The organism is Amycolatopsis sp. NPDC003676, from assembly GCF_053587275.1.
In genome coordinates, this window is sequence record NZ_JBSFNS010000039.1 from 22,036 (window position 1) to 39,370 (window position 17,335).

Sequence of the window (17,335 nt, forward strand, 5' to 3'; positions counted from 1 at the left end):
AAAACGTCAGGCAGGCAGATCCACCAGGTCAGCCAACCGGGCCCGATGCCGCCCCGGCGTGCCGAAGGCGATCTGATCGCTCTTGGCCCGCTTGAGATAGAGATGCGCCGGATGTTCCCACGTCATCCCGATCCCGCCGTGCAGCTGGACAGCTTCCTCGGCCGCGTGCACCGCGATCGGCGACACCCGCGCCTGCGCGACCGCCACCGCGACCGGCACGTCGTTCCCGGTCGCCAGCGCATCCGCCGCGTACCGGGCCGTCGCGCGGGCGTTCACCAGTTCCGTGTACAGGTTCGCCAACCGGTGCTTCAGCGACTGAAAACCCCCGACCGGACGGCCGAACTGGTACCGGCCCTTCAAATAGGAAACAGTCTCGGTCAACGCCCACTCGGCGATCCCGGTCTGCTCCGAAGCCAGCAGCCCAGCCGCGGTGGTCAAAGCGCTCTCCAAAGCCTCCGCGGCGGCCGAGCCAGTGCAAATCGCCTGTGCCGCAGCGGAATCCAGCGTTACGTCGGCAACCCGGCGCGTCAGGTCCAGCGACACGGCCTCGGTCACGGTCGCCGCGGAAGCGTCCACCGAGTAGAGGCCAGGGCCGTCAGGACCGACAGCCGGAACGATCAGCAGATCCGCGACCGACGCATCGGCCACTGTGGACACTCGCCCGGTCAAGGTTCCGTCGAGAAAAGAAACCGTGGCAGGGAAAGCAGAGCCCGGAGCGGTCGACAAAGGCACCGCCAGCGCGCCGATCACCGAGCCGGAAGCGAGCTGGGAGAGCAGCTCCGAGCCCGCGGCCAGCAACGCGGCAGTCGCGAGCACGGCACTGCCCAGGTACGGCACCGGCGCGACGCTCCGGCCCAGTTCCTCCATGACGACCGCGACCTCGCGCGTCGAAGCCCCGTGTCCGCCACGGGATTCCGGCACCATGAGCCCAGCAGTGCCGAGGTCGGCGGCCAACGTTTTCCACAGAGCGAGGTCGTACGGCGCGTCCGTCTCGACCCGCGCCAGCAGAGCCGTGGGCCCGGCGCGGTCGGTGAGCAGCGCCCGCACTGAGGACCGCAGGTCCTCTTCCACCTCCGAGTACAGCAGGTCCGGCGTGCTCATCGCGGCAGGTCCTTCCAGGCGACGTCCTTGTCCACCCGCGGCTCGGACGGCAGCCCCAGCACGCGTTCGGAGATGATGTTCCGCAGCACCTCCGAGGTACCGCCTTCGATCGAGTTTCCCTTGGCGCGCAAGTACCGGTACCCGGCGTCGCGGCCGAAGAAGTCGACCTGTTCCGGACGGCGCATCGTCCAGTCCTCGTAGCGCAGGCCCTCTTCGCCGAGCAGTTCCAGCTCCAGCCCGGACAGCGCCTGGTTCAGCTCGGCGAACGCCACCTTCATCGCCGAACCCTCCGGACCGGGCGCGCCGACGGCGAGCTGCTGCCGCTGCCGTTCTCCGGCCAGCCGCAGCGATTCCGCTTCGACCCAGTGCTGCACGAGCCGGTCGCGCAGTTCCGGCGTGCGCAACTCGGGACGGTCCCGCCAAGTCTTCGCGACGAGCCCGATCATGCCGCCCTCGCGCGGCATCGCGGTGCCGCCGATCGCGACGCGCTCGTTCATCAGCGTGGTCTGCGCGACCTTCCAGCCCTCGCCGACCGCGCCGATCCGCTGCGAGTCCGGAATCCGCACCTCAGTAAGGAAAACCTCGTTGAACTCCGCCTCGCCGGTGATCTGCCGCAGCGGCCGGACCTCGACGCCGGGCGCGGTCATGTCGCACAGGAAGTACGTCATGCCCTGGTGTTTCGGCACGTCCGGGTCGGTGCGGGTGACGAGGATGGCCCACTGCGCGAGATGCGCGCTGGACGTCCACACCTTCTGCCCGGTCACGACCCAGTCGTCGCCGTCGCGGACCGCGCGCGTGGCCAGCGCGGCGAGGTCGGAACCGGCGCCGGGCTCGCTGAACAGCTGGCACCACACCTCCTCGCCGGTCCACAGCGGACGGAGGTAGCGCTTCTTCTGCTCCTCGGTGCCGAACGCGAGGATCGTCGGCGCGGCCATGCCGAGCCCGATCAGGATCCGGCGCGGGTTGTTGTCCGGTGCGCCAGCGGCGGCGAAAGCGGCCTCGACCTCGCCCTGCAGCGCCCGCGGAGCGCCTTGCCCGCCAAGGCCTTCAGGGAAGTGCACCCAGGCGAGCCCGGCGTCGAAGCGAGCGCGCAGGAAGTCCACTGTGGACAACGAAGAAGGATCATGCGCGGCAAGGAAAGCGGCGACTTGCGCGCGCAGTTCCTCGGCGGTCACTTGCCCGCCTCCGTCCGGTACTTCTTCAGCTCACGCCGTGCCAGCGACCGCTTGTGCACCTCGTCCGGACCGTCGGCGAGCCGCAGCGTGCGCACCCCGGCCCAGATCTCCGCCAGCGGGAAGTCCTGCGAAACGCCGCCCGCGCCGTGCGCCTGGATCGCCTTGTCCAGGATCCATTCGACGGCCAGCGGCGTGGAGATCTTGATCGACTGGATCTCGGTGTGCGCGCCCTGGTTGCCGACGGTGTCCATCAGCCACGCGGTCTTCAGCACGAGCAACCGCTGCTGTTCTATCCGCACGCGCGCCTCGGCGATCCAGTCCTGCACCACGCCCGAATCGGCGATCGGACGGCCGAAAGTCTCGCGCGACAGCGTGCGCCGGCACATCGCCTCCAGCGCGCGCTCCGCCATGCCGATCGCGCGCATGCAGTGGTGGATGCGGCCGGGGCCGAGGCGGGCCTGCGCGATGGCGAACCCGGAACCCTCGTCGGCGATCAGGTTTTCCGCGGGCACCCGCACGTCCTCGAACAGCACCTCGGCGTGCCCGCCGTGGTCGCCGTCGGTGTAGCCGAACACCTGCATGCCGCGCACGACGGTCAGCCCGGGGGTGTCGCGCGGGACCAGGATCATGCTCTGCTGCTTGTGCGCGGGCGCGTCCGGGTCGGTCTTGCCCATGACGATGAAGATCTTGCAGTTCGGGTTCATCGCGCCGGTGATGTACCACTTGCGCCCGTTGATCACGTACTCGTCGCCCTCGCGGCGGATGCTCGTCGCGATGTTGCGTGCGTCCGAAGAGGCGACCTCGGGTTCGGTCATCGCGAACGCGGAGCGGATTTCCCCGACCAGCAACGGTTCCAGCCACTGCTTCTTCTGCTGCTCGCTGCCGAACATGGTCAGCACTTCCATGTTCCCGGTGTCCGGCGCGGCGCAGTTGACCGCGGCGGGCGCGAGATGCGGGCTGCGGCCGGTGATCTCGGCCAGCGGTGCGTACTGCAGGTTCGTGAGCCCCGCACCGTGGTCGCCGGGCAGGAAGAAGTTCCACAGACCGCGCTTGCGGGCTTCGGCCTTAAGTTCGTCGACGACCGGCGGCGGCGACCACGGATCGGTGCGCGCGGCCAGCTGCTCGTGGAACACGGCCTCGGCGGGGTAGACGTGCGAATCCATGAATTCGAGCAGCTGCCCGCGCAGTTCCTCGGTACGGGCGTCGAACGCGAAGTCCATCAGTTCTCCTTGGTGAGCGTCTTGCTGCCCTGCTCGATCAGAGGTGCGACGGCGGCGCCGATCTGGTCGAAGCCCTCGCCGACGGTTTTGCCTTGCTGGAAACGGAAATAGATGCCTTCGAGGATCACCGCGAGCTTGAAGTACGCGAAGCTCACGTACCAGTTCAGCGCCGACAGGTCGCGGCCGGACCGCTGCGCGTAGCGGGCGATCGTCTCGTCGGTGTCCGGGTAGCCGGGCGCGCTGCTGGCGTTGGACACCATCGGCAGTGAAAGCTGGTCCCGCTGCGCGTAGGTGACCATCAGGCCGAGGTCGGTGAGCGGGTCGCCGAGCGTGGACATCTCCCAGTCCAGCACCGCGGTGATCCGGTCCTCCCCGTCGACGAGCACGTTGTCCAGCCGGTAGTCGCCGTGCACGATGGCGGGCGGGCCGGACGCCGGGATCGCCGCGGCGAGCTGGTCGTGCAGCCGGTCCGCGCCGGGCAGGTCGCGGCTGCGCGAACCGTCGAGCTGCTTCTTCCACCGGCGCAGCTGGCGTTCCAGAAAGCCTTCCGGACGGCCGAAATCGCCGAGCCCGACCGCTTCCGGATCGACCGCGTGCAGGTCGACGAGCGTGTCCACCAGCGAATCGGCGATCGCCCGCGTCCGCTGCGGGCCGAGCTGCTCCAGCTCCTGCGCGGTCCGGTACGGCGTGCCCTCGACGAACTCCATCACGTAGAACTGCGCGCCGAGCACGTCCGCGTCCTCGCACAGCAGAACGGTTTCCGGCACCGGGACCGGAGTTCCGGCCAGCCCGCTCATCACGCGGAACTCGCGCCGCATGTCGTGCGCGGTCGGCAGCACGTGCCCGAGCGGCGGACGGCGCACGACCCAGCGCTGAGTGCCGTCGGTGACGAGATAGGTGAGGTTGGACCGCCCGCCCTGCACCACGTCCGCGGTGAGGGCGCCGGAGACGAGCCCGGGCCGCTCGCGGTCGAGATGGGCGCGCAGCCTCGCCAGATCGAGGCCGGGCGGGTCGGTTTCGGTCATCGGAAGGACTCCAGTTCGTGCGAGGTCGGCGATCGCCCCAATGCCGCATTGGGTGCGTGAGACGCACCGAATGCCGCATTGGGTGCGGCAGATGCACCCAACGCCACTTTGGGGCGCGGGCGGGCGGTCAGAGGATGAGCCGGGAAACCATCTCGGCGACGCAGGCGGGTTTGTCCTCGCCCTCGATTTGGACGGTCCAGCGCACCACGGCCTGTTTGCCGCCGGGCACGTCGGTCAGCTCGACCAGCTCGGCGGTCCCGCGCACCCGCGAGCCCACCTTCACCGGCTGCGGGAACCGCACCTTGTTGAGCCCGTAGTTGATGCCCATCTTCAGGCCTTCGACCCGGTAGATCTCCGGCAGGAACGCCGGGATCAGCGACAGCGTGAGGAACCCGTGCGCGATCGTCGTGCCGAACGGGCCCGCGGCGGCCTTCTCGGCGTCGAGGTGGATCCACTGGTGGTCGCCGGTGGCGTCGGCGAACAGCTGCACCTGCTCCTGGGAGACGGTGTGCCATTCGCTCGTGCCCAAGGGCTTGCCGACCGCTTCGGCGAGTTCGGCGACGTCGGAGAACACGCGCATCGCGATCAGTCCTTCGGTCCGCCGGCGACGTAGATGACCTGGCCGGACACGAATCCCGCGCCCTCGCTGACCAGGAACGACGCGACGTTCGCGATGTCCTCGGGCGTGCCGACGCGCTGCACCGGGATCTGCGAGGCGGCCGCGGCCTTGAAGTCCTCGAAGCTCATGCCGACGCGCTCGGCGGTCGCCGCGGTCATGTCGGTGGCGATGAACCCGGGCGCGATCGCGTTGGCGGTGACGCCGAACTTGCCCAGTTCGATCGCCAGCGTCTTGGTGAAGCCCTGCATGCCCGCCTTGGCCGCGGAGTAGTTGACCTGCCCGCGGTTGCCCAGCGCGGAAGTGCTGGACAGGTTGACGATCCGGCCCCACTTCTCCTGCGTCTGGTACTTCTGCACCTCGCGGGTCATCAGGAACGAACCGCGCAGGTGCACGTTCAGCACCGAGTCCCAGTCCTGTTCGGTCATCTTGAACAGCAGGTTGTCGCGGGTGATGCCGGCGTTGTTGATCAGCACGGTCGGCGCGCCGAGCTCCTCGGCCACGCGGGTCACCGCGGCTTCGACCTGCCCGGCGTCGCTGACGTCCAGCGCGACGCCGACCGCCCGGCCGCCGTCGGCGACGATCGCCTCGGCCCCTTGCTTGACCCCGGCCTCGTCGAGGTCCAGCAGGCCGACGGCGAACCCGTCGGAGGCGAGGCGGCGGGCTACGGCGGCGCCGATGCCACGGCCGGCTCCGGTCACGATGGCCACACGGGAAGCGGTCACGGGGGATCTCCTCATCGTCGAGAAAGCGTTCGGCAGCGGCGCTAAGCGTACGCTTAGTACGAGAATTTCGCGAGACCTCGGAAGAGCGGTTCGCCGCGTGCGGCCGGAATGTCGGTCCCGGCGAGTAGGGTCGCCGCCGATGAAGATCACGAGCGCGCCCGTTGTCGCGGCGGGACGCGCGCTGGGGGAGACGGTCGCCGGAGGCGGCGGTCCGGCCGTCGCGCCCAGCCGGGCGCACCAGGCGCTGACCGGGCTTGCGGCGGTGGTCGCCGGAGTGCTCGCGTTCTTTCCCGCCGACCGCGCGAACGAGGGCACGCGGGTGCTGGCGGCCGCGCTGGCCATGTTCGCGGTCGGGCTCACCCTGGTCCGTCCGCTGTGGGCCTGGCGGGTGCTGATCGTCGTCGTGGGCTGCGCGGACCAGCTGTACGGGATCCACGCCCGGTTCGGCTGGCCGTGGAGCGCGGGCCTCGCGTTCGCGGCGATCCCGGTCCTCGCCGCGGTCGGCCGCAACCACCGGCCGGGCGTGCTGGCGTGGGTCTGGCTGATCTCGACCGGGGTCAGCGCGCTGCTGGCGAACGTGCGCGGCGAGCTGGTCGTGATCGCCGTGCTGCTCGCGGTGCCGCTGGCGTTCGGCTGGCTGGTTTCGCGGCTGCGCGGCGCCGAACGCGACCTGGAGGCGGAGTCCACTCGCCGGGCGGTGCTGGAGGAACGGGCCCGGATCGCCCGCGAGCTGCACGACGTGGTCGCGCACCACATGTCGGTGCTGGCCATGCGCGCGGACTCCGCCCGCTACCGGTTCCCCGGCCTCGACGACGGGCTGCGCGAGGAATTCCAGTCGATCCAGGACACCGCTCGCAACGGGATGACCGAAATGCGCAGGCTGCTCGGTGTGCTGCGCGCCGGGCAGGCCGGCCAGGAGACCGAGCCCCAGCCGGGAGCCGAGCAGATCGGACAGCTGGTGGAACGCGTCCGGGCGGCGGGTACCGACGTGCGGTTCGACCTGCGCGGTGATGGCCGCGGCCTCCCCGAGGGCGTCGGGTTGTCGGCGTACCGGATCGTCCAGGAAGGGCTCAGCAACGCGGTGCGGCACGCCCCTGGCGCACCGGTCGAGGTGCTCGTGCACGTCGCTCCTGGATCGCTGCGGCTCGTCGTGCGGGACACCGGCGCCGTCGCGAGCGCTCCGGAGGACACGGCGGGCCGGGAGAAGCACGGGCTGCTCGGGATGCGGGAACGGGCGGCGGCGCTCGGCGGTACGTTTTCCGCGGGACGACGGGACGGCGGCGGGTTCGAGGTCGTCGTGACCGTCCCGCTGGACTAGGGGGACAGCCATGGCGGTGACGGTGGTGATCGCCGACGACCAGACCATGGTCCGGCAGAGCTTTCGCGCGGTGCTGGACGCGCAGCCGGACATCGAGGTGGTCGGCGAGGCGGCCACCGGGACCGAGGCGGTGGCCGCGTGCCGTGCGCTGCGCCCGGACCTGGTGCTGATGGACATCCGGATGCCGGACCTCGACGGGCTGGCCGCCACCCGGCTCGTCCTCGGCGACGGACGGGACGCCGGGCCGCGGGTGCTCGTGCTGACCACGTTCGACGCGGACGAGTACGTCTACGGTGCGCTCAGCGCCGGAGCCAGCGGGTTCCTGCTGAAGGACTCCCCGCTGGACGATCTGGTCGTCGCGGTCCGGATGGTGGCGGCGGGCAACGCGCTGTTCGCACCCGCGGTCACCCGCCGGGTGATCGAGGGGTTCGCCGGGACGCGGCCGCCGGCCCAGGACGTCGGCAGGCTGTCCGAGCTGACCGCGCGCGAACTCGAGGTGCTGCGGCTGATCGCGCGCGGACTGTCCAACGCGGACATCGCCGGGCAGCTGGTGATCGCGGAGCAGACCGCCAAGACGCACGTCAGCCGCGTGCTGGGCAAGCTCGGCGTTCGCGACCGCGCGCAGGCGGTGGTGCTGGCCTACGAGGCGAAGTTCGTGGTGCCGGGCCAGTGATACCCGGGTAGCACTCATCGCGAGGGACGCTACCGGGGAAGCAGCCGAAGATCGCTCCGCGGGCCGACGATTCTGAGGTGCTCGTCTCCCTAGCTTTCCCTTGTGCGCCAAGAGAAAAAGCTTCGCCTCGGGCTGGCGGCGGCGATCGCCGTGCTGACCGGGATCGCCGCCGTCCGCTGGCTCGGCGGCGCACCGCTCGGGGTGGACAGCGCGGTGTATCGCGCCGGTGCGCTGGCCGTGCTGCGCGGACAGCCGCTCTACGAACCCTTGCTCGCGCTCGACCCGAAGTCCGCGCTGGAACTGCCGTTCACGTACCCGCCTAGCGCGGCGTTGCTGTTCCTTCCGCTGGCCGCGCTCCCGGCGCAGTTCGCGTGGTTGCTGCTCGCAGTCGGTTCGGTGTTCGCGCTGTGGTCGGTGACGCGCCGGTTCGCCCGCGAACGGCCGCTGCTGACGCTCTGTCTCCTGCCGGTGCTGGAACCCGTGTGGCGGATGATTTCGCTGGGCCAGATCAACGGCGTGCTGATGGCCATGGCGGTGTCGGACGCGCTGCCCGCCCGCGACCGCAAATCCGGCGGAGTGCTGATCGGGCTGGCCGCGGCGGTGAAGCTGACCCCGCTGATCTTCGTCCCGCACTTGTTCCTGACCGGCCGCCGCGCCGACGCGTGGCGCGCGCTGGCGACCTTCCTCGGGGCGAGCGCGGCCGGGATGCTGATCCTGCCGGCGGACTCGATCCGGTACTGGACCTCGGCCATGCTGGACAACCGCAACGCCGGAGCCGTCGACTGGGTGCTCGACCAGTCCCTGCACGGGATGTTCGCGAGGTTCGGCGCGACCTCGCCCGGCTGGTACGCGGCGGCCGCCGCGCTGTGCCTGCTGACGGGTGCGCTGCTGGTCCGCGACTTCCACCGGCGCGGCGACCCGCGGGCCGCGCTGCTCGTGACGGCGGGGTGCGGGCTGCTGGTGAGCCCGCTTTCGTGGACGCACCACTGGATTTGGGCAGTGCCGCTCGTCGGGTTTCTCTCCGGCAGGCGGGCCGCGCTGGTCTGCGCTGGAGCGGTTTTCAGCGGGGTCGCGCTGACGCTGGTTCCCGAGGGCGGGCACCGGGAGCTGTCCTGGAATCCGGTCGAGACGGTGTTCGGGAACGCTTACGTGCTGAGCGCGTTGGCCGTTGGCGCGGTGCTTATTGTCCGGCTGGCGCGGGGGTCGCTTGCCGAGCCGGGGCGGCGAGCGCGGCCAGCGCGACGAGTTCGGTGAGCGCCATCCCGCGTTCGACGAGGCCCAGCGGGATCAGCAGCCACCAGCGTTGGTCAGTCAGCGCGGCGACGGCGACCGCGCCGAGGATCACCGCGAACCATGCCAGCGACGCCACCGCGAGTGCGCGGGCGAGGAACCGGCGGCGAGGCGAGTCCGGGAAGACCGTGCGCGCCGAGATGAGCACTGCGAGCGGAAGGCAGACGAAGGCGACGACGCTGGCGATCCGGTGCAGCGTGCCGCCTGCTCCCGAGGCTGCCGCGTTGGCCCAGTCGGTCTTCGGGAACGCGACGATCACCAGCAACCCAGCGGTCCAGAACGCTCCGAGCACCGCGGCGAGGACCGGCAGCCGCCCTTGCAGCCGCAGCACGGCGAACGCGACCGCCGAACCGGCCGCGACCAGCACGACAGCCAGGTCGAACACCCATTTGTGGTCCGACAGCCCGTATTCGCTGATAGTCCGCCAGGTCGCGCTGATCTCGTCGGTCGGCGGCACCACCTGTAACAACAGCATCAGGACGGCGCCGAGCGCGAGCGCGCTGATGCCAGCCAGCGCCAGCAGGGCGGGGCGTCGGTCCGCGGACACTGTTGTCATGTCCTCAGAGTGCCACGTGCCGGATATGTCCCCGGTGAATCAGGCCGCCCGGCCGGACCCGGTGACCTGTGCGCGCACCGTGCGCAGCGCATTGTGGTCCACAGTGGACGGTTCGGCGGACAGCCAGCCGCCGATCTCGTGCAGGAACTGCTCCGGTGTCATCGGCGGACCGGGTTCGCCGTCCGGTTCCGCGGTGGTGACCTCGCCGTCGCGGCTCGGGTACACGATCATCGCGCCGCGCAGCGAGACGCCGGGAAGCAGTTCGCGGTAACGCTCCAGGCTTTCTTCCAGCTGGCTGCCGCCGCCGCGGAACGGACGCCCGTTGCGCAGCAGCCGTCCGTCCTCGGCGGTTTCGTAATGCCCGGGCAGCCACAGCTTCGACTCGACCAGCACCAGGCGTTTTCCGCACAGCACCGCGTGGTCGACGTCGGCGAACACCGAACCGGGCCACGCGAGACCGTGGAAGATGCGCGCGCCGGGCAGCCGGGTCAGGTACCGCTCCAGCAGGTCGGCGGTGAGCTGTTCGGCCAGTTCGTCGGCTTCGGAGCCGGGGGAGCCGAACACCGCGCTGCCACCGAATTCCTCGGCGAACTCGTGCCGGGCGCGGCGGGCGGACAGGAAGCCGCGGGCGAGCCGGTGCACGAGCAGCGCGGTGCCCGCGGTGAGCGCGAGCCAGACGATCAGCACCGGCGGCGTGAAGTCGATCCCGGCGAGCAGCGGCAACAGCACCAGCACGGCGCCGGCGATCGCCGCGACGACCGGCGTATGCCCTGGCCCGCGCCGCCGCCCGTGCCGCATCCGCGGGTCGGCCGCGGCGAACGACCACCACTCCAGGCTTTCCGGATCGATGTCCGGCGCTTCCGGGCGGTAGCCGGGCTGCTCGCCGAATCGCCGCCGGGGCCGGGGTTTGGGCACCGACGCGGCCGGGACTCCGGCGTCGTACCGAGCGCGTTCGTTGGGGTCGGCGAGGGTGTCGTAGGCCTCGCGCAAGAGCTGGAAGGTGCCGACCGTGCCGCCCGCGTCCGGGTGCAGCGTCTTGGCCAGCCGACGGTAGGCGGCCTTGATCTCCGTGGGGGACGCGGTTTTCCCCACGCCGAGTACCGCGTAGTAGTCGGGCACGGTTCGGGTTCCACCTCCGGACGGCTGCCCGCGCAACGATATGGGGTCGCCGGGGCGGAGTGCCATCCGCCTCCGCGGCGCGCCGGAGTGAACGCTAATTCCGGGCTAGCCACTCCTCGCGGCGGAGGGCGTACTCGACGGCGTGGCGGTCGTCGCTGGGCGCGAAGTAGTCGGGGTCGTCGGAGACGAAGTCGCGGATGTGCCGGCGAGGCGCAGCGCTCAGTAACCGGCGAAATCGGCATCGAGGAACCCGGCCCAGCAACCCAGGCCCGGAGTGGTGTCCGCGAGCAGTTTCCGAAGCGCTTCAGCCGACTGCTCCCGGGTCCGCACGCCGCCCAGGTACCGCATTACCTCCGGGTCGGCGGAGAGTTCGATCTCGTGCTCGAGATGTCCGGCGGACAGCGGGACCAGTCGGAGGCGCTCGGTGTGCAGGATCGGTTGGGACAAGCTAGCTCCGGGCCAGCCAGTCTTCGCGGCCGACGGCGTACTCGACCGCGTGCAGGTCGGCGCCCGGTGCGAAGTGCTCGGGGTCGGCGACGAAGTCCCGGACGTGCTGGAGCCCGATGGCGGCCATCGTCGCCTGGGAGGCTTTGTTGCCCGCGGCCGTCCTGGCGTAGACGCGGTCGAGTCCCAGGTCGCGGAAACCGTGGCGGAGCATCTCGCCAGCGCCCTCCTTGCCGAGTCCTTTACGCCAAAACCCGGGAAGCATCCGGTATCCCAGCTCCGCCTCGTTCGGGGATTCGCCGGGGCGCAGGGACCAGAAACCGGCGAAAGCGGCATCGACGAACCCGGCCCAGCAACCGAGGCCGCGACCGGCGTACGCGAGGGTTCGCCGAAGCTCGTCCTCCGACTGCTCCCTGGTCTGCACGCCGGTCAGATAGCGCATCACTTCCGGGTCGGCGGAGAGTTCGACCAGATGCTCGAGATGTCCGGCGGACAACGGGGTCAGCCGGATCCGTTCGGTCTGCAAGATCGGTTGGGACATCAGGCGAACGCTCCCGGCCAGGTGGACGACAGGGTGCAGTCTGGCAGCCGGGAGGGTCGCCCGTCAGCCGGTTTTCCGCCCGTCATCGCAGGTTGCCGCACTGGAGTGCGGTGACTCCCGGTCAGCGGCGCCATCCGGTCGGAACGCCCGCTCCCGCCGGTACGCGGCCGTCAAGGCGGGCCCGCGCCCCACCGTCCCCTTCTCCCACTCCCGCACCGGTTTCGGCAACTTTCCGGACGCAGCTCTTCCGCACCCCGTTCATCTTATGTTAAGAAGCTTTACTAACTATTGGATGGAGGCACGACGTGAGCTCACCCACCCGCCCGGGGGACTCCGCGACCCTTCCGGGGAACGGTCTCGAACGCCGGATCGGGCCGCTGCAGGCGACCGCGATCAACATGACGCAGATGTGCGGGATCGGCCCGTTCGTCACCATCCCCGCGATGGTCGCGACCATGGGCGGCCCGCAGGCGATGTTCGGCTGGATCATCGGCGCGATCATCGCGCTCGCCGACGGGCTGGTGTGGGCCGAGCTGGGCGCCGCGCTGCCCGGGGCCGGCGGCACCTACATCTACCTGCGCGAAGCGTTCCAGTACCGCTCCGGGCGGCTGATGCCGTTCCTCTTCGCCTGGAGCGCGGTGCTGTTCATCCCGCTCATCATGTCCACCGGCATCATCGGGCTGGTCCAGTACCTGGGCTATCTGGTGCCGGGCGTGACCGACGCGGGCGGCGTCACCCCGCTGGGCAAGGTGATCGGCATCGGCCTCGTCGTGCTGATCGTCCTCGCGCTGTTCCGCCGGATCGGCCAGATCAGCAAGCTCACCACCGCGCTGTTCCTGATCATGCTGTTCGCCGTTTTCGCGGTGATCATCGCGGCCTTCTCGCACTTCGACGCGCACCAGGCGTTCGACTTCACCCCGGGCGCCTTCACCTGGGGCGGCTCGTTCTGGGCCGGTCTCGGCGCGGGTCTGGTCATCGCCGTCTACGACTACCTCGGCTACAACACCAGCGCGTACCTCGGCGGCGAGGTCCGGAACCCGGGCCGCACGCTTCCGCGGTCGATTATCTTCTCCATCCTCGGCATCATGACGCTGTACTTCCTGCTGCAGGTCGGCGTTCTCGGCTCGACCCCGCTGGAGGAACTCAAGAACGCGACGTCCGTGGCGTCGTCGGTGCTGGAGCAGGCGTGGGGTTCGGTGACCGCCAAGATCGTCACGGTCTTCATCGTGATCGCCGCGGTCGGTTCGGTGTTCGCCGGTCTGCTCGGCGGGTCGCGGGTGCCGTTCGAAGCCGCGCGCGACAAGGTGTTCCTGCCGGTGTTCGGCAAACTGCACCCGAAGCTGAACCTCCCGACCGCGGGCGTGCTCGCGATGGGCGCGATCACCGCGATCGGTTCGCTGTTCACCTTGACTGACGTGATCAACGCGGCGGTCACCGTGCTGGTGATCATCCAGTCGCTCGCGCAGGTCGCGGCGATCGTCGTGCTGCGCCGCCGTCAGCCGCACCTGAAGCGGCCGTATCGGCAGGTGCTGTATCCGGTGCCGACGATCATCGCGTGCGTCGGCTGGGTTTATGTGTACGTATCGGCCAGCTGGCTTTCGATCTGGCTCTCGATCGGCTGGATCGCGCTCGGGGTGATCGCTTTCCTGGTCTACGCCTCGAAGGAAAAGGTGTGGCCGTTCGGCCCCAAGGAAATCCGCGAGGCGTTCGCGACTCAGACCGCGGGGGTGGAGTCGTGAGGAAACCGCTGATCGCCGGGATCGCCGCGCTGGTCCTCGTTCCCGGAGCAGTCGCGACCACCGCTTCCGCGCAGCAGCCGGAAACCGCGGCGTCCCGTCCGCAAGGGCCGTCGACGATCGGGCTCGGCGGCTGGCAGGTGCTGACGACCGCGCAGGTCAAGGACGACGGCACGGCCGTCTCGAAGCCGGGCTACCCGACGCACGGCTGGCTGAAAGTGAAGCCGGACGACGCGGGCGCGCCGGGCACCGAGATCAACGCGCTCGTGCAAAACGGCAAGTGCCCGAACGTGTTCTACTCCGACAACATGCGCAAATGCTTCGGCTACCAGACGAAGCGCGGGCCGGTCACCACGAAGCAGTTCCAGGACCCGTGGTGGTTCCGCACCGATTTCGACGCCGGTTTCCGGCCGGGCAAGAACGCGAAGCTGACCGTCCCGGGTGTCGTCGGCGAGGGCGACGTGTGGGTGAACGGCACGCTCGTCGCGGGCAAGGACGTGGTGAGCGGCGCGTACGCGGGCCACACCTTCGACGTCACGAAGCTCCTGCGGCCGGGCAAGAACACGCTCGCGGTCAAGATGTACCCGAACGACCCGAATTCGATGTACACGCTCGACCAGGCCGACTGGGCGCAGATCGTGCCGGACAACAACACCGGCCTGCAGTATCCGCCCACGCTGCAGCTGTCGGACGCGCTGAGCGGCGACAACGCGCACGTCGTGCAGGACAACGCGGCGGATCTGTCGACGTCCTCGCTGACCGCGAAGGTCGACGTCACCAATGACGCGGACATTCCGCAGACCGGCGAGGTCGCCGCGACGGTGACGCCGCCGGGCCGCGGCGCGCCGATCGTGGTGAAGCAGAACGTCACGATTCCCGCGCACGCCAAGCAAACCGTGACGTTCACGCCGGCGAAGTTCCCGCAGTTGAAGATCGTCAAGCCGCAAGTGTGGTGGCCGTACTCGATGGGTGCACAGCCGTTGTACACCTTGGGTACGACAGTTTCGCAGGGCGGCGTGGTGTCGACGTCGTCGTCGGACACGTTCGGGATCCGGACGGTGACGTCGAAGCTGATCGGCAAGTCGCCGGCACTGCCGGACGGCGCGCGGAAGTTCGCGGTCAACGGTCGCGACTTCGTGTTCCGCGGCGGCGGTTTCGCGCCGGATCTGTTCCTGCGCTACGACAAGGCCGACATCGCGCACCAGCTCGCGCTGATCAAGAACCTCGGCCTGTCCGGCGTCCGGCTCGAAGGTCACGACATGCCCGCGGACTTCTACGAGCAGGCCGACCGCGCCGGACTGCTGGTGCTCGGCGGATTCCTCTGCTGTGACGCCTGGCAGCCGGAGAAACCGGAGAAACTGACCGACCGCGACTATCGGATCATGCACGATTCCGCGTATTCGATTGCGCAGCGCGAACGCAGCCACCCCAGCGTGATCACCTACGGCTGGAGCGACAACGAGCCGATCCCGCAGCAGGAAACCGAGACGCTGAGCGCGTTCAAGGCGGCCGACTGGGACGTGCCGGTGATCGCGTCGGCGGAGTACAAGAGCACGAAAACGCTCGGCCCGTCGGGGGAGAAGGAAGGCCCTTACGACTGGGTTCCGCCGGCCTATTGGTACGACTCGTCGACCTTCGACAAGACCGACCCGAGCCGCACGAACGCGGGCGGGGCCTGGGGTTTCGCGAGCGAGCAGAGCGCCGGGCACACCGTGTCGACCCTGGATTCGATCCGGCGGTTCCTGTCGCCGGAGGAGCAGGCGAAACTCTGGCAGGACCCGGCGTACAACCAGTACCACGCGAATTACGAATCCGGGCACGGCGGCTACAAGTTCGGCACGCTGTACACCTTGGACGAGTCGATCGCCCGCCGGTACGGGAAATGGGACTCGCTGGAGTCCTATGTGGAGTCCGCGCAGATCGCGAACTACGAGAACACCCGTTCCCAGTTCGAGGCGTTTCTCGCGCACGCCAACGACAAGAAGAACCCGTCGACCGGCGTCGTGTACTGGCAGCTGAACAAGGGCTGGCCGACGCTGCTGTGGTCGCTGTACAACAACGACGGCGACCAGCCGGGCGCGTACTTCGGCGCGCAGAAAGCGAATAAGCCGCTGCACGCGCTGTACACCTATGACACCGGCGCGGTCGCGCTGTCCAACCTGGGCGCTGCCCGGCAGAACGGAATTTCCGTGCAGGCCAAGGTGTACGACACCGCGGGCAAGGTGCTCGACGACCAGACCGCTCCGGCGGTTTCGCTGGACAGCCAGGGCGTCGCGACCGGATTGCTGAAGCCGAAGGTCCCGGCGGAGACGAAGGCGCCGGCGAAGGCACAGACGTATTTCGTGGAACTGCAGGTGCGGCAGGCCGGGAAGGTCGTGGACCGGAACGTCTACTGGATGTCGACCCAGAAGGACGTCGTGGACTGGGCGAAGACGCTGCAGAACCCGCAGGCGACGATGAGCCAGTACGGCGATCTGACCGCACTGCGCGACCTGCCGAAGTCGCAGGTCGACGTGACTGCGTCGACGCGCCCGTCGCGTGGCCCGGACGGCACGGACACCGCGACGACGGTCACGGTCACTAATACGTCGAAGACCTCCGCGGTCAGTTTCTTCCTGCGCGCGGACCTGCGCCGCTCTGCTGACGGTTCCCAGCTGCCAGCCGCGACCTGGGACGACAACGACATCACGTTGTGGCCGGGCCAGTCGCAGACGCTGACCGTCCGCTACCGGGCCGCCGACCTCCACGGCGCCGGCCCGACCGTCAGCGTCGACGGGTTCAACACCGGCCGGGTCGTGGTGCCGGCCGGTCCGCACCGGGACAGCCAGGGCGCTGTCCCGCCGGTCATCGAGGGGACCCGCGAGTGACATCGGAAGACCTGATCCTGGGCATCGACTTCGGCGGCACGAAAGTGGCGCTGGGTCTGTCCGACCGGACCGGCACGCTGCGGGCGACCCGCCGCCTGGACACCGACGCCGAAGCGGGCGCCGAACAGGTGGTCACCCGGGCGCTTGCCGCCGCGGCCGAGCTGGTCGGCGACGCCCGGCTCGCCGCGATCGGCGTAGTGAGCCCGGGAATCGTGCTGCCGGACCGGATCCTGCTGGCCCCGAACGTGCCCGGCTGGGAAGAACTCCGCCTGGCCGAACTGGTGTCGGCAGCCTTCCCCGCGGCGCCGGTAGCCGTTGGCACCGACGCGAAAGCCGCCGCCCTGGCCGAATGGACCTGGGGCACCCTGGCCGGGGCCGATCCCGCGGTTTTCCTGTCGCTGGGCACCGGAATCGCCGCCGCGGTCCTGGTCGGCGGCCGCCTGCTGACCGGGGCCAACGGGGCGGCCGGGGAGATCGGGTACAACCTGCGCACCCCCCAAGACACTGACGGTTTCGCCGGCGGAGCGGCGCCGCTGGAGGAAGCCGTCGGAGGCCGGTGGCTGGGCACGCGGGCGACCGCGCTGCTCGGCCGCCCGGTCACGGCGGGGGAGTTGTTCGCCTTGGCGCGGGAAAACACCGAGGCCAAGGAGCTGGTCACTTCGGCTTTGGACGAGCTTTCGATGCATGTGGCCAACCTGGCGATCGCCTTTGATCCCGCGCGGATTGCTGTTGGCGGCGGGTTGGTTCGGTCGGCTGATGTGCTTTTGCCTGCCCTGCGGGAACGTTTGGCGGCTGCGGTGCCGTTCCCGCCGGAACTGGTGCCCGCGCGGTTCGACCAGGACGCTGCGTTGCTGGGCGCGGTGGCGCTGGCGTTGCGGGCAGAGTGAGACTCCGTGACCGGCGGGGTTGTTCGGACGCTTCGCCGGTCA

16 protein-coding genes are annotated in these 17,335 nt (G+C 69.8%); 6 read left to right on the top strand and 10 right to left on the bottom strand.

Annotation, left to right across the window (positions count from 1 at the left end):
* Window positions 1-6: 6 nt before the first annotated feature.
* The 6 genes from ACWDNU_RS22935 to fabG form a co-directional block, all read right to left on the bottom strand.
* Window positions 7-1,101: an acyl-CoA dehydrogenase family protein gene (locus ACWDNU_RS22935; protein WP_449670394.1), complete on the bottom strand. Its 1,095-nt coding sequence runs from the start codon at window positions 1,099-1,101 to the stop codon at window positions 7-9.
* Complete coding sequence (locus ACWDNU_RS22940) at window positions 1,098-2,276, bottom strand: acyl-CoA dehydrogenase family protein (protein WP_449670395.1); 1,179 nt, start codon at window positions 2,274-2,276, stop codon at window positions 1,098-1,100. Before ACWDNU_RS22940 ends, ACWDNU_RS22935 begins: the two co-directional genes overlap by 4 nt.
* Window positions 2,273-3,496 carry an acyl-CoA dehydrogenase family protein gene (locus ACWDNU_RS22945; protein ID WP_449670396.1) on the bottom strand — a complete coding sequence of 408 codons (1,224 nt, stop codon included), beginning with the start codon at window positions 3,494-3,496 and terminating at the stop codon, window positions 2,273-2,275. Before ACWDNU_RS22945 ends, ACWDNU_RS22940 begins: the two co-directional genes overlap by 4 nt.
* On the bottom strand, window positions 3,496-4,521 hold the full coding sequence (locus ACWDNU_RS22950) for a phosphotransferase family protein (RefSeq protein ID WP_449670397.1): 1,026 nt from the start codon (window positions 4,519-4,521) through the stop codon (window positions 3,496-3,498). The genes ACWDNU_RS22945 and ACWDNU_RS22950 overlap by 1 nt, the downstream gene beginning before the upstream one ends.
* A 127-nt stretch (window positions 4,522-4,648) precedes the next feature.
* The gene (locus ACWDNU_RS22955) at window positions 4,649-5,101 is read right to left on the bottom strand and encodes a MaoC family dehydratase (protein ID WP_449670398.1); all 453 of its coding nucleotides are present in this window, start codon (window positions 5,099-5,101) and stop codon (window positions 4,649-4,651) included.
* Window positions 5,102-5,106: 5 nt separating this feature from the next.
* Entirely contained in the window at window positions 5,107-5,877 is a 771-nt protein-coding gene (fabG, locus tag ACWDNU_RS22960; RefSeq protein WP_116203018.1) for a 3-oxoacyl-ACP reductase FabG, read from the bottom strand.
* Window positions 5,878-6,001: 124 nt separating this feature from the next.
* Here fabG and ACWDNU_RS22965 point away from each other — a divergent pair, with 124 nt between their 5' ends.
* From ACWDNU_RS22965 to ACWDNU_RS22975, 3 genes are all read left to right on the top strand, one after another.
* A complete protein-coding gene (locus ACWDNU_RS22965; RefSeq protein WP_449670399.1) occupies window positions 6,002-7,180 on the top strand; it encodes a histidine kinase in 1,179 nt (392 codons plus the stop codon).
* 10 nt (window positions 7,181-7,190) lie between these two features.
* Complete coding sequence (locus ACWDNU_RS22970; protein WP_449670400.1) at window positions 7,191-7,853, top strand: response regulator; 663 nt, start codon at window positions 7,191-7,193, stop codon at window positions 7,851-7,853.
* Window positions 7,854-7,955: 102 nt separating this feature from the next.
* Window positions 7,956-9,107, top strand: a complete 1,152-nt coding sequence (locus tag ACWDNU_RS22975) for a glycosyltransferase 87 family protein (protein WP_449670401.1) — start codon at window positions 7,956-7,958, stop codon at window positions 9,105-9,107.
* Here the strand turns inward: ACWDNU_RS22975 and ACWDNU_RS22980 are convergent.
* From ACWDNU_RS22980 to ACWDNU_RS22995, 4 genes are all read right to left on the bottom strand, one after another.
* Window positions 9,034-9,699 carry a DUF998 domain-containing protein gene (locus ACWDNU_RS22980; RefSeq protein ID WP_370938541.1) on the bottom strand — a complete coding sequence of 222 codons (666 nt, stop codon included), beginning with the start codon at window positions 9,697-9,699 and terminating at the stop codon, window positions 9,034-9,036. The genes ACWDNU_RS22975 and ACWDNU_RS22980 overlap by 74 nt on opposite strands.
* 39 nt (window positions 9,700-9,738) lie before the next feature.
* Window positions 9,739-10,818 (bottom strand): J domain-containing protein, encoded by a 1,080-nt coding sequence (locus tag ACWDNU_RS22985; protein ID WP_449670402.1) that lies wholly within the window; start codon window positions 10,816-10,818, stop codon window positions 9,739-9,741.
* Between the two features lie 219 nt (window positions 10,819-11,037).
* A complete protein-coding gene (locus ACWDNU_RS22990) occupies window positions 11,038-11,265 on the bottom strand; it encodes a GNAT family N-acetyltransferase (protein WP_449670403.1) in 228 nt (75 codons plus the stop codon).
* 1 nt (window position 11,266) lies between these two features.
* Entirely contained in the window at window positions 11,267-11,803 is a 537-nt protein-coding gene (locus ACWDNU_RS22995; protein WP_449670404.1) for a GNAT family N-acetyltransferase, read from the bottom strand.
* Between the two features lie 305 nt (window positions 11,804-12,108).
* On the opposite strand from ACWDNU_RS22995, the gene ACWDNU_RS23000 reads away from it, so the two are divergent.
* Genes ACWDNU_RS23000 through ACWDNU_RS23010 form a run of 3 tightly spaced genes read left to right on the top strand, consistent with a single transcriptional unit; the run spans window position 12,109 to window position 17,293 of the window.
* Window positions 12,109-13,542: an APC family permease gene (locus tag ACWDNU_RS23000; protein WP_370938537.1), complete on the top strand. Its 1,434-nt coding sequence runs from the start codon at window positions 12,109-12,111 to the stop codon at window positions 13,540-13,542.
* Window positions 13,539-16,406, top strand: a complete 2,868-nt coding sequence (locus ACWDNU_RS23005) for a glycosyl hydrolase 2 galactose-binding domain-containing protein (RefSeq protein WP_449670405.1) — start codon at window positions 13,539-13,541, stop codon at window positions 16,404-16,406. Before ACWDNU_RS23000 ends, ACWDNU_RS23005 begins: the two co-directional genes overlap by 4 nt.
* Window positions 16,403-17,293 carry an ROK family protein gene (locus ACWDNU_RS23010; protein ID WP_449670406.1) on the top strand — a complete coding sequence of 297 codons (891 nt, stop codon included), beginning with the start codon at window positions 16,403-16,405 and terminating at the stop codon, window positions 17,291-17,293. Before ACWDNU_RS23005 ends, ACWDNU_RS23010 begins: the two co-directional genes overlap by 4 nt.
* Window positions 17,294-17,335 lie beyond the last annotated feature (42 nt).

Coding starts and splice junctions, on each gene's coding strand:
- ACWDNU_RS22945 (WP_449670396.1), bottom strand. CDS start 3,496: ATGGACTTCGCGTTCGACGCCCGTACCGAGGAACTGCGCGGGCAGCTG.
- ACWDNU_RS22965 (WP_449670399.1), top strand. CDS start 6,002: ATGAAGATCACGAGCGCGCCCGTTGTCGCGGCGGGACGCGCGCTGGGG.
- ACWDNU_RS22970 (WP_449670400.1), top strand. CDS start 7,191: ATGGCGGTGACGGTGGTGATCGCCGACGACCAGACCATGGTCCGGCAG.
- ACWDNU_RS22980 (WP_370938541.1), bottom strand. CDS start 9,699: ATGACAACAGTGTCCGCGGACCGACGCCCCGCCCTGCTGGCGCTGGCT.
- ACWDNU_RS22950 (WP_449670397.1), bottom strand. CDS start 4,521: ATGACCGAAACCGACCCGCCCGGCCTCGATCTGGCGAGGCTGCGCGCC.
- ACWDNU_RS22935 (WP_449670394.1), bottom strand. CDS start 1,101: ATGAGCACGCCGGACCTGCTGTACTCGGAGGTGGAAGAGGACCTGCGG.
- ACWDNU_RS22955 (WP_449670398.1), bottom strand. CDS start 5,101: ATGCGCGTGTTCTCCGACGTCGCCGAACTCGCCGAAGCGGTCGGCAAG.
- fabG (WP_116203018.1), bottom strand. CDS start 5,877: ATGAGGAGATCCCCCGTGACCGCTTCCCGTGTGGCCATCGTGACCGGA.
- ACWDNU_RS22995 (WP_449670404.1), bottom strand. CDS start 11,803: ATGTCCCAACCGATCTTGCAGACCGAACGGATCCGGCTGACCCCGTTG.